We start from the raw sequence: 12,662 nt of genomic DNA on the forward strand, positions 1-12,662 counted from the left end.
GCAGTGCTCCTCAGGCGGTTCAGACGGTTCCGGTGTATTCGGTGAAGTGGTGCTCCGCGAACAGCTCGGGCCACTGGCCGTCGGCCAGGTCCAGTTCGCGGGCCCGGGCCAGCATCTGCCGCCAGTGCGGCTTCACCGGGCGCCAGCGCGCTCCCGCCTGGCAGTAGGAGGCGTCGATGAAGTAACGGGGCCGGCCCGGCCCTTCGGGCGCCGGTCTGCGGGTGTGGAACAGCGCCGAGTTGAGCAGCACGGTGGTGCCGGGCGGCAGCCGGTCGATGACCACCTCGCCGGGCAGTTCCGTGGTGCCGTGGTGGGAGTAGGCGTTCTTGCCGGCGGCGGTGCGGTGCGAGCCGGGCAGGACGGCCAGGCTGCCGACCTTCTCGTCCAATCCGCCGAGGTAGTGCAGCGCGTGGACCATCACCAGGGACGGGTCGGAGCCATCGTGGGGCTCGCAGTCGTGGTGCCAGGGCTTCCCCGGGATGCCCGGGGCCTGGCGGTCGCTGTGCAGGTGGTGGAAGACGAAGGACGGGCCGATCAGCCCGGTCAGCGCCCGCAGCAGCGGCGGGTGGGCGAGCAGCTCGCCGTGGGCGGGGAGTTCCAGTTCCAGCACCGGGGGCGGTCCGTGCCGGTCGGGGTCGACGCAGGCGGCGATCGAGCGGGCCCGCAGGCCCTCGTCCACCCACCGGTCCACCTCGGGGACGAGGCGTTCGCGCAGTGCTTCGGGCAGCAGACCGGGCAGGACCAGGTACCCGGACTCCAGGAACCGACGGCGGTGCTCGGTGTCGAGGGCCTCACGCCCAGCGGAGTGCACGGTCACCGAACCGACCCCCTCCTTCCGTTCGACGGGACGCACAACGGGACGCGGTACGGGAAAGGGGGCACACGGGTCCGTCCAGACTTCGGGTGGCGGCGGTGTCGCCCGTCGTCGCCACAGACAGCTGAGTTCGGGTCCGCGATCAGCACGCGACCGGGTCGCGGTCGGGCCGTGATCGCCACGAAGAGGCACGCGTCAACCACACAAGGTGATCCGCCCCAGGAGTATGAACCGGTCTGCGCGTCCACGACAAGACCAAAGCCAACCCGTGGACACCTTCCCGCCACCGTGCCGTTCAGCTCCGGCCATCACTCGATTCCCCGCCCACCGGACACTCCGGGCTCCCCCGCACCGGTGATTCGCCGTCGGAACAGCCGATGCGGCAGAGTTGCGACATGAGCGAGCGGAGCGAGCGAACCATCGAAAGGGGCGCGTTGAGCGAAGCGTCCGCCGAGTCCTGCGAGGTGGGCGCCAGCGCCGACACCCGCAGTCACCAGCACAGTCCCGGACCGACCCGGCGGCGGCCCGTCCAGCAGCGCAGCCAGGAGCGGTACGGCCGCATCCTGGACGCCTGCGCCGGGCTGCTGGACGAGGTCGGGGCGACCGCGCTCACCACCAAGGAGGTCGCTCAGCGCGCCCAGGTGCCGATCGGCACCCTGTACCAGTTCTTCGCCGGCAAGGAGGACCTGCTGGCCGCGCTCGCCAGCCGCAACCTCGACCACTACCTCCAGCGCCTGGACACCCGGCTGGCCGAGTCCGCCCCGCTCGGCCCGGCCGGGTTCACCGACCTCGCGGTGGAGGAGTTCGTCGCGATGAAGCGCGCGGTGCCCGGCTTCGGCCAGGTGGACTTCGGGCTCGCCGGTGCGGCGGTGCCCTCCGGGGTGCGGAACGAGACGCACCTGCTGGACGCGGGCGTGGACAACAACACCGCCGTCGCCCTGCGCCTGCAGGCGCTCGGCGGCGAACTGTTCGAGGCGGGCGACCCGGCTGCCACCACCCTCGCCCTGCGGGTCGCCCTGGAGGCGGCCGACGCGGTGCTCAAGCTCGCCTTCCGGGGGGACCCGCAGGGCGACCCGGCGCTGATCACCGAATGCAAGCGGCTGGTGCGCGGCTACCTCTCGCAACAACTGCCCGCCCACTGAGCCGGGACCCGTCGAGCTCCGCCCGTCCCGTCCGCCCGAGGCGTTGCGAGCCCGCCGCGACCGCAGCACAGTGGATAGCGGAACGGCGGCTCGGCCGCGCGGGCAGCCGCCACGACCCGAGGAGCACGACCATGCACGCAACGGTAGGTGACCAGCTCCACATCCACAGCAGATCGGTGGGCATGGTGGACCAGAAGGGCGAGATCCTCGAGGTGCGCGGCACCAACGGAGAACCGCCGTACTGGGTCCGCTTCGACGACGGCCACGAAGGCCTGATCTACCCCGGCCCCGACTGCAACATCGAGACCCGCAAGGCGGAACGCTGACCGACTCCTCCGACACCCCGCGCCTGCCGAGCAGTGCGAGGTGGTGAGGAGCGGTGTCCGCGCCCTCACCCCCGTTGCCCGGGGCGCTCGCCGGGCTCGCGCCACTGCTGGACCACTACGGGTACTTGGCGGTGGCGCTGCTCGTACTGCTGGACAACTGCGGCGTCCCGGTGCCCGGGCAGACCATCCTGGTGCTCGCCTCGGTGTACGCCGGCACCGGACACCTGGACTTCGCCGCCGTCCTGCTGATCGCCGCCGCGGCCGCCACCCTCGGCAACAGCCTCGGCTACCTGATCGGCCACACCGGCGGACGCGCCTTCGTCCACCGCTGGGGCCGGTACGTGCTGCTCACCCCGGCCCGGATGGAGCGCGCGGACGGGTTCTTCGCCCGGCACGGCGGCAAGGTGGTCGCCGTCGCCCGCTTCGTGGACGGGCTGCGCCAGTACAACGGCATCATCGCCGGGACCACCGAGATGCCCTGGCGCCGGTTCGCGCTCTTCAACCTGCTCGGCGCCGTGCTGTGGACGGCCGTCTGGGGCACCTTCGGCTACGTCGCCGGGGCCAACATCGGGACGGTCTACCGGACGGCGATCCGCTACCAGCTCTGGTTCGCGATCGGGCTCGGGCTGCTGGTCGCGGCGCTCCTGCTGCGGCAGGTGCTGCGCTACCGGCGCCGGCGCCGCGAGGACACCGACGCCGCCGCTTCCGAGGAATCCTCCGAGTCCACCGAGTCCTCCGAGTCCTCCGAAGGCGACTAGCGCAGCGGGAACACCTCGAACGGCACCGCGAAGCGCGTCCCCAGCCGGGTGCCGGCACCCCGGCCGAAGCCCTCCAGGAACTCCCGGGCGTCCGCCATCGCCCCGCCCAGCCCGGTCAGGTACGCCTTGTGCTCCTCCAGCGAGGCGACGCCCAGGTCGAAGGTGTCGGTGGTGTCCACCGCGTGCCGGGCCTGCGGCGAGGCCACCGCCCAGATCTGCCGGACGCCGTTCCAGGGCTCGTGGCCCTCGTCCAGCAGTTCGCGGAACACCCAGCGGTTCCCGGCGTCGCGCACGCCGTCCAGGGCCGCCCGGCCGACGGCGATGTGATCGGCCTGGTTGAGGAGCACCCCGCCGTAGCTCTCCCGGAAGTTGCTGGTGATCACGATGTCCGGGCGGTGCCGGCGCACCACGCGGGCGATGTCGCGGCGCAGCGGCAGCCCGTACTCGACCACGCCGTCCGGGTACCCGAGGAACTCGACGGTCTCCACCCCGACGACGCGGGCCGAGGCGATCTGCTCGGCCTCGCGCAGCGGCCCGCACTCCTCCGGGCCCATCGAGTCGATCCCGGCCTCGCCGCTGGTGACCATCACGTAGATCACCTTCTTGCCCTGGGCGGTCCAGCGCGCGACGGCCGCCGCGCCGCCGTACTCCATGTCGTCGGGGTGGGCGACGATCGCCACCGCGGTCTGCCAGTCCTCGTCGACGGGCTCGAAGGGCTCGGGGGCCTGCTCGGTCATGCTGCTCTCTTCCCTCGCACGGTCGCACGGTCGTACCGCAGGTGACTCTAGAAGACCGTCTTCCCCCACGTCCCGTCAGACGGCTTTGACTCCTTGGGCCTTGCCCCTGCCCCATGCGTCAGGGGTTGACGTCCGGGCGACGAGGTGCCGGTCCGCAATCGCGCCTTCGTGGTCTTCCCCGACCTGCGCACCCTGATCGGGGGTGGGGCACCGGCCTGCCCGTCCCCGCACTACCGCTCCTCCGCGAGCTGCTCGAAACTGCGCCCGGTCCAGGACCGCAGGCCGAGCAACTTCTCGCCCAGTTCGCTCAGTTCGGCCGGCCCGTAGCGCAGCGCCTCGGGCCGGCCGGCGTCCCCGACCAGGGTGCGGTTCCAGTCCGGGGTGGCGAGGGTGCGCCAGGACTCGACCCGGGAGCGGCGCAGCGGCTCGGCCTCCTCCAGGGCGGGCATCATGGACAGGTACTGCACCGCGCGCACCCCGCCCTCGGAGGTGTTGGGGGCGACCCCGTGGGCGAGCAGTCCGTTCCAGATCAGCAGGTCGCCGGCCTTCAACTCGGGCCGGATGACCGGGAACTCGGCCCGGTCGACGGCTGGGCGGCCTGCCACTCGTTGAAGCGCGGCGGATTCCAGTGCGGCCCGGAGCTGTTCCGCCTGGTCGGGGGCGGTGTCGCTGAGCGCGATGATGCCCTGGACGCGCTGCGGCAGCATGGCCCGGGTGGTGTCGACGTCCCAGTGCAGTTCGATGTCGAAGCCCTGGTCGGTGGGTTCGATGAGGGCGCGGTCGCGGTTACTCCCCATGCGTTGGACTAGACCAACTAATGGTGTCAACCCTTTCCAGGTCTCACCGATCGGGAAAACAGCGCAGCTCACACTGCCTTTCCGGGCCAGCTTTATGTTTCGCCAATTGACATAACCGCGAAGGTGAACCGAACCGACCCGCCGTACGTTGGGCGTATGGCACCCGCGCTGAGGCCGCCCGGCTGGCTGACCGAGAGCCTGCGGCCCCGGGACGCGCCGATCCCCTGGGCCGCGGCGGCCCGCGCCTCGGTGGCGCTCGCCGCCCCGCTGGCCGTCGGCACCGCCACCGGCCGGACCGGCTACGGCGCGCTGGTGTCGATGGGCGCGCTGTCCGGGTTGATCGGGGACACCGCCGACGCCTACCGGATGCGGGTGTTCAACATCGCCGTCCCCCAGCTGTTCGGCGCCCTCGGGGTGCTGGTCGGCACCCAGGTGTACGGCGCCGGCTGGACGGCGGTCGTGGTGCTGACCGTCGTCGCCCTGGTCTCCGGGATGATCTCCTCGATCGGCGCGGTCGCCTCCGTCTCCGGCCTGCTCCTGCTGCTCAACGCCGTGGTCGGGTCCGGTCTGCCGCTGCCCTCCCCCTGGTGGCTGCCGCCCGGCCTGCTGCTGCTCGGCGGTCTGCTGGTGCTCGCCCTCAGCCTGCTCGCCTGGCCGCTGCGCGGCGCCACGCCCGAGCGCGCGGTGGTCGCCGACACCTACCGGGCGGTCGCCGGGCTGCTGGAGGCCACCGGCTCACCCGACTACGAGGACCGGCGCCGGGAGCTCACCCGGTCGCTCAACCACTCCTACGACCTGCTGCTGGCCCGCCGTGCCCGCCGGCACGGCCGCTCCGCCACCCTGGTGCGCCTGCTCGCCCAGCTCAACGCACTGATCCCGGTGGTCGAGGGGGCGTCCGCCGCCCAACTGCGCCCGCCCGGGTACGGCCCGCTGTCGCCCGCCTACCCGGCCGCCGTGCGCGAACTGGCCGAGGCCGTCGAGCAGGGCCGCACCGGCCCCGCCCCGCCGCCCGAACTGCCCGAGCCGCGCGGCCCCTCCACCCGGGCGCTGGGCGAGGCGATCGGACACGCGGCCACCGTGGTGCACGAGGCCGCGCCCGACCCGTACGCCGCCGGCGACCGGCTCGGCCGGCCCGCCAGCCTGGAGGTCCGGGCCCGCCGGGCGGCCCGGGCGCTGCTGCTGTCCGGCGCGTCCTGGCGGTACGGGCTGCGGCTGGCGCTGTGCATCGGGCTGGCCCAGGTGCTGGTCTCGGCGATCGCCGTCCCGCGCTCGTACTGGGTCCCGCTGACCGTCACCTTCGTGCTGAAGCCGGACTTCGGCTCGGTGTTCTCCCGCGCCGTGCTGCGCGCGCTCGGCACGGCCGCCGGGCTGCTGATCGCCATCCCGGTGCTGGCCGAGGTGCCGCACGGCTGGTGGGACGTGCCCGTGATGGCGGTGCTCGCGACGCTCATCCCGGTACTCTCCGCCAAGGGGTACGCCTTCCAGACCGCGGCCATCACCCCGGTCATCCTGATGCTCTCCGACCTGCTCAACCACCAGGGCTTCCACCTGGTGCTGCCCCGGCTCTACGACTCGCTGATCGGCTGCGGCATCGCCCTGCTGGCCGGTTACCTGCTGTGGCCGGAGTCCTGGCACACCCGGATCGGCGACCGGCTGGCCGACGCCGTCCAGGACACCGCCTCGTACGTGTCGCTGGCCTTCACCACCGCGCCGGGGCGGGACGAGCCGGCCCGCGCCCGCTACCGGCGGCGGCTCTACCGGGACCTCTCCGCGGTGCGCAGCGAGTTCCAGCGGGCGCTGACCGAGCCGCCGCCGGTCGGCGCCCGGGCGGAGGCCTGGTGGCCGCTGGTGATCGCGGTGGAGCGGATCGTCGACACCACCACCGCCACCCGGGTCCGGATCGAGCACGGCGCGCCGGTGCCGACCCCGGCCGAGGTCGACGCCGTCACCCGGGAGCTGACCGCCCTGGCGGAAGCGCTGCGCGCCGGCGCCCCGCCGCCCGGGGGCGACCCTGGCACGCTGGCCCCGGACTGCGCGCTGGCCCGGCTGCACCACGAGGTGCACGCGGCCCGGTCGGTGGCCTATCCGTGACGCCATCGCCGGCACCCAGTCCTGGATGCACCGCCGGCCCGACCCCCGGCGTTCAGTCCCGGATGCACCGCCGGCCCGAGCCCCCCGGCGCTCAGTCCTGGATCCGCCGCCACGGCCGGTCCGCCTCCAGCGCGAAGGCCAGCTCCAGCAGCAGCCGCTCCTGCCCGTGCGCGGCCGACAGGTGCACCCCGATCGGCAGCCCGCTCGGCGTCGCCCCCGCGGGCAGCGCGATGCCCGGGCCGCCGGTCACGTTGTTGACCGGGGTGAAGGCGACGTAGCGCAGCAGCCGTTCGACCAGCTCGTCGAAGGCGACGTTGGGGCTGAGGTGCCCGATCGGCGGGGCGGTGTGGGCGAGCACCGGGGACAGGATCGCGTCGTGCTCGTGGAAGATCCCCGCGTACACCGCCTCGGCCCGGCGCAGCCGCCGCAGCACGCCCGGGGTGCGCGGGAACTCGGCCTGGAAGCTGCGGCGCAGCCCGGTGGTCAGCCCGTCCAGCTTCCCGGCCCGGAAGCTCGGGTCGAGCATCACCCGGCCGGTGAACGCGATCACCCAGGCGATGTAGCCCCAGTACGAGAGGAAGTCGCGGGAGAACTCCTCGCCGAACGGCAGGGTGGTGGGCACGACCCGGTGGCCCATCGCCTCCAGCCGGGCGGCGGTCTCCTCGACAGCCCGGCGGGTCGCCTCGTCGGTCTTGGCGGTCGGCGAGTCCACCACCAACCCGATCCGCAGCCGGCGCTCGCCCGGGCCCTCGACCAGGCCGAGCGGGGGCAGCTTCGGGTTGCGGTGGTGGCGTTCGGCGGCGGCGAAGAAGGCGGCGGTGTCGCGCACCGAGCGGGTCACCACCCCGTCGGTGACCAGGTCGATCGGCAGCTTGCCGCCCTGCGCGTTGGTCACCAGCCGACCGCGGGTGGGCTTGAGGCCGACCAGGCCGCAGCAGGCGGCCGGAATGCGGATCGAGCCGCCGCCGTCGTTGGCGTGCGCGATCGGCACCACGCCGGCGGCCACCAGGGCGGCCGCGCCGCCCGAGGAGGCGCCGGGCGAGTGCGAGGTCTTCCACGGGTTGCGCACCGGCTGGGCGGTGGCGAACTCGGTGGAGGCGTTCAGGCCGAACTCGGGCAGCCGGGTCTTGCCGAGCACGGCCAGGCCGGTGGACAGCAGCTGGTCGGTGAAGCGGGCGTTGCGGCGGGCCGGGCGGGCGCGGAAGGCCTCGCTGCCCATGGCGGTGGGCAGGCCGCGCAGGTCGACGTTGTCCTTGAGGTAGGTCGGCACGCCCCAGAGCGGGCCGCCGATGCCCTCGCGGCTGATCCTGGGCCGGTCGTACGAGGCGTGGGCGACGGGCAGCAGCGCGCCGTCGATCCGCCCGGCGCGGGCGACGGCGGCCGCGACCAGCTCCCGGGGGTTGACCTCGCCGGCCCGGACCAGGGCGGCCAGCGCCACCGCGTCGTGCGCGCCGAGGGCGTCGTCGGTGAACGCGTGGACCCGCTCGTCGGCCATCCCAACTCCCAACCGGTAGTACCAGTAGCCGTACCGACCGGTATACCGACCGGTAATCGTACGGAGCTTCGCAGTGTAGGCGCGTGGCGCCGCCCCCGGATACCCCCGCGCCGGGCAGGCCGTCAAACATGCTGGGGCGCACGGGCGTTCGGCACGCGCCCCCGCGTTCACTCCGTCCGCCGGTCGCGGACCGTTTCACCCGCGGGCCCCGGGAAAGATCCCGATCGCCCGATGAACCGGCCCTCCCCGAGGTGACGCCTGTGACCACCCAGTACCACCCGACCGCCCACTACACCTCGGTCACCGCGCCCGGCGCGCTCCCCCTGCTCGGTCACGCCCCCTCCTTCATCCGCAGCCCGCTCGACTTCGTGGCCGGCCTGGCCGCCCACGGCGACCTGGTCCGGCTGCGGCTCGGCCCGCTCGACGCCTACGTCGTCTGCCACCCCGACCTGGTGCACCGGCTGCTCACCGAGGACCGCACCTACGACAAGGGCGGCATCATCATCGAGAAGGCCCGCGAGGCCTTCGGCAACGGCCTCGCCACCTGCCCCGCCAGTGCCCACCGGCGCCAGCGCCGGATGCTCCAGCCCGCCTTCCACCGCGACCGGCTGCCCGGCTACGCCGCCATGATGGCCGAGGAGATCGCCGACACCACCGCGCGCTGGCGCGACGGCGACGTGGTCGACGTGCCCGCCGCCATGTACCGGCTCAGTACCGCCGTCACCGCCCGCTGCCTGTTCGCCGCGCACGAGCGGGCCGGCTCGCTGCCCGTCCACGACGCCATGGACGCGGTCACCCGCGGCGTCGCCCGCCGGATGATGCTCCCGCTGCCCGGCGCCGACCGGATCCCCACCCCCGGCAACCGCCGCTTCAAACGCGCCCAGCGGAACCTGCGGGAGATCACCCGTCTGCTGATCGCCGACTACCGCGCGGCCGGCACCGACCACCAGGACCTGCTCTCCATGCTGCTCAGCGCCCGCGACGAGCACGGGCGGGGCCTGTCCGACGGCGAGATCCACGACCAGGTGGTCACCTTCCTGCTGGCCGGCATGGAGACCAGCGCCGCCACCCTCTCCTGGGCCTGGACCCTGCTCGCCGCCAACCCGGCCGTCCGCGAGCGCCTGCACACCGAACTCGACACCGTCCTCGACGGCCGACCCGCCCGCCACGAGGACCTGCCCGCCCTGCCGCTCACCGCCAGGATCGTCAGCGAGACCCTCCGGCTCTACCCGCCCGCCTGGATCCTCAGCCGCACCGTCACCGTCGACACCGAACTCGGCGGCCACCGCCTCCCGGCCGGCGCCACCGTCCTCTACAGCCCCTACCTGCTGCACCGGCGCGCCGACCTCTTCCCCTGCCCCGACCGCTTCGACCCCGACCGCTGGCTCACCACCGCCCGCCCCGCCGCCGGCACCTACACCCCCTTCGGGCTCGGCGCCCGTCGCTGCATCGGCGACGCCTTCGGCACCACCGAGGCCGCCCTCGCCCTCGCCACCATCGCCGCCCGCTGGACCGTCACGCCCAGCCGCGACCGCCCGATCCGCCCCCACCGCGGCTCCTCGCTCGCCCCCCGCTCCTTCACCGCGACGCTCACCCGCCGCATCCGCTGACGGACGCGCCGAGCCGGTCCCCACCGGGGTTCGGTACTGTCCCGGAACGGGCGGTCGCATCCGGGCCGACCCGACCCTCCGCTCGACCGGGACACCATCAGCACATGAACCCACGACGCCCGTTGGGGCTCCTCACCGGGCTGCCGCGCGCCGTCCGCACGTACCCGCGGCGCTCGCCGCTGACCCTCGGCTACGTCGGTCTGCTGCTGCTCGGACACGCCTGGGTCGAGTACGGGCTGTCCGACCAGCGGGCCGACGACCTGCGCGGCTACATCAGCACCAACCTGGACAACCTGCACGACCACCCGGTCCGCGCCATGATCGGCAGTGCCCTGCTCTACGACGGCACCCTCACCGACATCGCCTCCACCGGCTTCGGCGGCACCCTGATCACCCTCGGCCTCGGCATAGTCGTCGCCCTCGCCTGGGCCGAACGCCGCTTCGGCACGCCGCGCGCCGCCGCGGTGTTCCTGGCCGGCCACGTCGGCGCCACCCTGATCACCGCCCTGGTGATCCTGCTCGCCCTGCAGCAGGGCTGGTACCCCGCCGACGTGCGGGAGGCCTCGGACTACGGCATCAGCTACGGCGCCCAGGCCGCCCTCGCCTTCGCGATCCTCGCGCTGCCCCGCTGGGCCCGGCTGCCCTGGGCCGCCTTCGTCCTCGCCTGGCCGCTCGCCGGCGACCACGAATGGCCCGGCCCGATCCCCGAGTTCACCACCATCGGCCACCTCCTCGCCGCCGCCCTCGGCTTCGCCCTCGCCGCCGTCACCGCCCGCCACCGACGGCGCACCGCCACCCTTGCCACGGCGCGCGGCAGGGGGTGATCATCCCCGCGGCGGCCGGCGGTCGGCGGCGATGGTGGTCAGCAGCCGTTCGATCGCCGCCAAGCGCTCCCGCAACTCGTCGACGTCGCCCTTGGTGGCGCTCTGCTCGGCCGCCTTGAGGGTGACCAGCAACTGCCCGTCCGGCTCCAGCCGGGCCCGTGCGACTCCGCTGACGTTGTCGCCGTTCTGCAGCCGGATCGCGTGCTCCAGCTCGGACGGGCGCAGCGCCAGCTCGCGCAGCGCGCCGGGCACCAGCTTGCCGTCCCGGACGACCGTGGTGGGCTCGCCCTCCAGGACGCGTGCGGCCCGCGGGTCACGGGCCAGCCAGCGGGTGACCACGGCGTTCACCACGATCAGGGTGACGGCGCCGATCGCGCCGCCGAGCAGGCTGTTGTCGTTGCCGATGATCGCGTTCTGGACCACGTTGGAGAGCAGGAACACCACCACCATGTCGAAGGTGTTCAGCCCCGCCAGCCCGCGCTTCCCGGCGAGCCGGAACAGCAGCAGGATCAGCACGTAGACGGCGATCGTCCGGAGGATCTTCTCCACGATCGGAATCTGGACGACCACCAGGTCATGCCACACGGCCCCGCTCCTCCCACCATTCCCACCACGACCGTCCGGAACGGGGCCGACGCTACCCTCCGGGCGCCGCCACGAGCGCCGCTTCGCCGCTACGAGCGCCGCTTCGGCTTGCCGCGCCGGGCCGCGGCCGGGCCGCCGCCCCGCCCCTTCTGCGCGCCGGACTTCTGTCCCCCGGGCTTCTGGCCGCCGGCCTTCTGTCCCCCGGCCTTCTGCTGCTGGGGCTTCCGCGGCGCCGCCGCCTTCTTCGGCTGGCTCTTCGGCTGGGCCTCGGCGGCCTGCCCGGCCCCGCGGCCGCGCGAGCTGTTGACGGTGCGCCCACGGACGATCCCGATGAACTCCTCCACCAGGTCCGTGGTCCGCTCCTGCGGCCAGGACAGCGCCACCTGGGACTGCGGCGCCTCCACCACCGTCCGGTAGGTGAGGTCCCGCCGGTGGTGCAGCCGAGCCAGCGACTGGGGCACCAGCAGGACGCCGACGTTGGCCGCCACCAGCTCGACCGCGTCCGCCGTGGTGTCCGGGCGGGCGATCGCCGGGCGCCCGGGCAGGGTCTCGGCGGTGAAGCCGAGGGTGTCGTCCAGCGGGTGGAAGACCACCTCCTCGGCGAGGTCGTCGAGGGCGACCTCCTCGGCGGCGGCCAGCCAGTGGTCCTTGGGGAAGACCACGACGGTGGTCTCGGTGTACAGCGGGATCGCGCTGAGCGCGCCCTTGTCGACCGGCAGCCGGACCAGACCGGCGTCCACCTCGCCCTCGCGAACGGTCCGCTCGCCCTCCGTCGAGGGCACCGCGACCAGGTCGAGCGGGACGTCCGGAAGCCGCTCGACCCAGACCCGGGCCCATTTGCCGGGGGTCACGCCCGGGACGTACGCGAGCCGGAAGGACGGGTTCACCTGCATGTCTGTCACAGGGCAAGGCTACCGACCGTGACCGGAAGCGCCCGCGCGCTCCCTTACCCTTGTCACCATGACATCGCTCAAGCAGAAGACCAGCCAGACCATGAAGCCGGCCACGGCGGCCAAGAAGCTGGGGATCTACCTCGCCGCGGCGCCGACCGACTTTCAGGAGGGCGTGGTCTCCCGCGAGGAGCTCAACGCGCTGCAGGCCGAGCCGCCGCAGTGGCTCCAGGAGCTGCGCAAGAACGGCCCGCACCCGCGCCCGGTGGTCGCCGCCAAGCTCGGCGTCTCCATCTCGGGCCTGGCCCGCGGCGGCGTGACCGAGGCGCTCACCACCGCCGAGATCGACGCGATCAAGGCCGAGAACCCGCTGTGGCTCCAGCACGAGCGCGCCAACCAGGTCGACGTCCGCAAGGAGGAGGCCCGGATCAAGGCGAAGCACGAGAAGGAGGCCGCCGCGAAGGCCGCCAAGGACTCCCAGGGCCGCTAGGACGTGTAGGGCCTGTCCGGCGGAGCCCGGAACCCGGAATCCTGAATACTGAATTCCGCTTCGGCGGCGGCGCGTTCACGGCGAGCGGGCGGAACTGCCTTCC

The 12,662-nt window shown here is 73.6% G+C and carries 12 protein-coding genes and 1 pseudogene; 7 read left to right on the top strand and 6 right to left on the bottom strand.

Annotated features, from left to right (window positions below):
- Window positions 1-19: 19 nt before the first annotated feature.
- The gene (locus O1G21_RS06175) at window positions 20-817 is read right to left on the bottom strand and encodes a phytanoyl-CoA dioxygenase family protein (protein ID WP_270141467.1); all 798 of its coding nucleotides are present in this window, start codon (window positions 815-817) and stop codon (window positions 20-22) included.
- Window positions 818-1,209: 392 nt separating this feature from the next.
- Between O1G21_RS06175 and O1G21_RS06180 the strand changes: the two genes are divergently transcribed.
- The 3 genes from O1G21_RS06180 to O1G21_RS06190 all read left to right on the top strand — a co-directional run bounded on the left by O1G21_RS06180 (window position 1,210) and on the right by O1G21_RS06190 (window position 3,040).
- Window positions 1,210-1,956, top strand: coding sequence for a TetR/AcrR family transcriptional regulator (locus O1G21_RS06180; RefSeq protein ID WP_270141469.1), 747 nt, complete (start codon window positions 1,210-1,212; stop codon window positions 1,954-1,956).
- Window positions 1,957-2,087: 131 nt separating this feature from the next.
- Entirely contained in the window at window positions 2,088-2,282 is a 195-nt protein-coding gene (locus O1G21_RS06185) for a DUF1918 domain-containing protein (RefSeq protein ID WP_270141470.1), read from the top strand.
- Window positions 2,283-2,335: 53 nt separating this feature from the next.
- A complete protein-coding gene (locus O1G21_RS06190; protein ID WP_270141472.1) occupies window positions 2,336-3,040 on the top strand; it encodes a DedA family protein in 705 nt (234 codons plus the stop codon).
- Here O1G21_RS06190 and O1G21_RS06195 read toward each other — a convergent pair.
- Both O1G21_RS06195 and O1G21_RS06200 read right to left on the bottom strand, forming a co-directional pair.
- Complete coding sequence (locus O1G21_RS06195; RefSeq protein WP_270141474.1) at window positions 3,037-3,777, bottom strand: PIG-L deacetylase family protein; 741 nt, start codon at window positions 3,775-3,777, stop codon at window positions 3,037-3,039. The genes O1G21_RS06190 and O1G21_RS06195 overlap by 4 nt on opposite strands.
- Before the next feature lie 230 nt (window positions 3,778-4,007).
- Window positions 4,008-4,562: pseudogene (locus O1G21_RS06200) on the bottom strand (phytanoyl-CoA dioxygenase family protein); the annotation flags it as partial.
- A 168-nt stretch (window positions 4,563-4,730) separates the two neighbouring features.
- On the opposite strand from O1G21_RS06200, the gene O1G21_RS06205 reads away from it, so the two are divergent.
- On the top strand, window positions 4,731-6,665 hold the full coding sequence (locus O1G21_RS06205; protein WP_270141476.1) for an FUSC family protein: 1,935 nt from the start codon (window positions 4,731-4,733) through the stop codon (window positions 6,663-6,665).
- Between the two features lie 91 nt (window positions 6,666-6,756).
- On the opposite strand, the gene O1G21_RS06210 is transcribed toward O1G21_RS06205, so the two are convergent.
- A complete protein-coding gene (locus O1G21_RS06210; RefSeq protein ID WP_270141478.1) occupies window positions 6,757-8,160 on the bottom strand; it encodes an amidase in 1,404 nt (467 codons plus the stop codon).
- A gap of 260 nt (window positions 8,161-8,420) precedes the next feature.
- On the opposite strand from O1G21_RS06210, the gene O1G21_RS06215 reads away from it, so the two are divergent.
- Window positions 8,421-9,770, top strand: a complete 1,350-nt coding sequence (locus O1G21_RS06215; protein WP_270141480.1) for a cytochrome P450 — start codon at window positions 8,421-8,423, stop codon at window positions 9,768-9,770.
- A 104-nt stretch (window positions 9,771-9,874) separates the two neighbouring features.
- Window positions 9,875-10,594, top strand: coding sequence for a rhomboid-like protein (locus O1G21_RS06220; RefSeq protein WP_270141481.1), 720 nt, complete (start codon window positions 9,875-9,877; stop codon window positions 10,592-10,594).
- Here the strand turns inward: O1G21_RS06220 and O1G21_RS06225 are convergent, their stop codons facing one another.
- Both O1G21_RS06225 and O1G21_RS06230 read right to left on the bottom strand, forming a co-directional pair.
- Window positions 10,595-11,179: a DUF421 domain-containing protein gene (locus O1G21_RS06225; RefSeq protein WP_270141483.1), complete on the bottom strand. Its 585-nt coding sequence runs from the start codon at window positions 11,177-11,179 to the stop codon at window positions 10,595-10,597.
- 89 nt (window positions 11,180-11,268) lie between these two features.
- On the bottom strand, window positions 11,269-12,081 hold the full coding sequence (locus O1G21_RS06230; protein ID WP_405000592.1) for a LysR family substrate-binding domain-containing protein: 813 nt from the start codon (window positions 12,079-12,081) through the stop codon (window positions 11,269-11,271).
- 58 nt (window positions 12,082-12,139) lie between these two features.
- On the opposite strand from O1G21_RS06230, the gene O1G21_RS06235 reads away from it, so the two are divergent.
- Window positions 12,140-12,559: a DUF5997 family protein gene (locus O1G21_RS06235; protein WP_270141485.1), complete on the top strand. Its 420-nt coding sequence runs from the start codon at window positions 12,140-12,142 to the stop codon at window positions 12,557-12,559.
- The last annotated feature ends 103 nt before the right edge of the window (window positions 12,560-12,662 follow it).

It is taken from the genome of Kitasatospora cathayae, from assembly GCF_027627435.1.
GTDB classification, from domain to species: Bacteria; Actinomycetota; Actinomycetes; order Streptomycetales; family Streptomycetaceae; genus Kitasatospora; species Kitasatospora cathayae.

Coding starts and splice junctions, on each gene's coding strand:
- O1G21_RS06210 (WP_270141478.1), bottom strand. CDS start 8,160: ATGGCCGACGAGCGGGTCCACGCGTTCACCGACGACGCCCTCGGCGCG.
- O1G21_RS06205 (WP_270141476.1), top strand. CDS start 4,731: ATGGCACCCGCGCTGAGGCCGCCCGGCTGGCTGACCGAGAGCCTGCGG.
- O1G21_RS06180 (WP_270141469.1), top strand. CDS start 1,210: ATGAGCGAGCGGAGCGAGCGAACCATCGAAAGGGGCGCGTTGAGCGAA.
- O1G21_RS06220 (WP_270141481.1), top strand. CDS start 9,875: ATGAACCCACGACGCCCGTTGGGGCTCCTCACCGGGCTGCCGCGCGCC.
- O1G21_RS06195 (WP_270141474.1), bottom strand. CDS start 3,777: ATGACCGAGCAGGCCCCCGAGCCCTTCGAGCCCGTCGACGAGGACTGG.
- O1G21_RS06185 (WP_270141470.1), top strand. CDS start 2,088: ATGCACGCAACGGTAGGTGACCAGCTCCACATCCACAGCAGATCGGTG.
- O1G21_RS06235 (WP_270141485.1), top strand. CDS start 12,140: ATGACATCGCTCAAGCAGAAGACCAGCCAGACCATGAAGCCGGCCACG.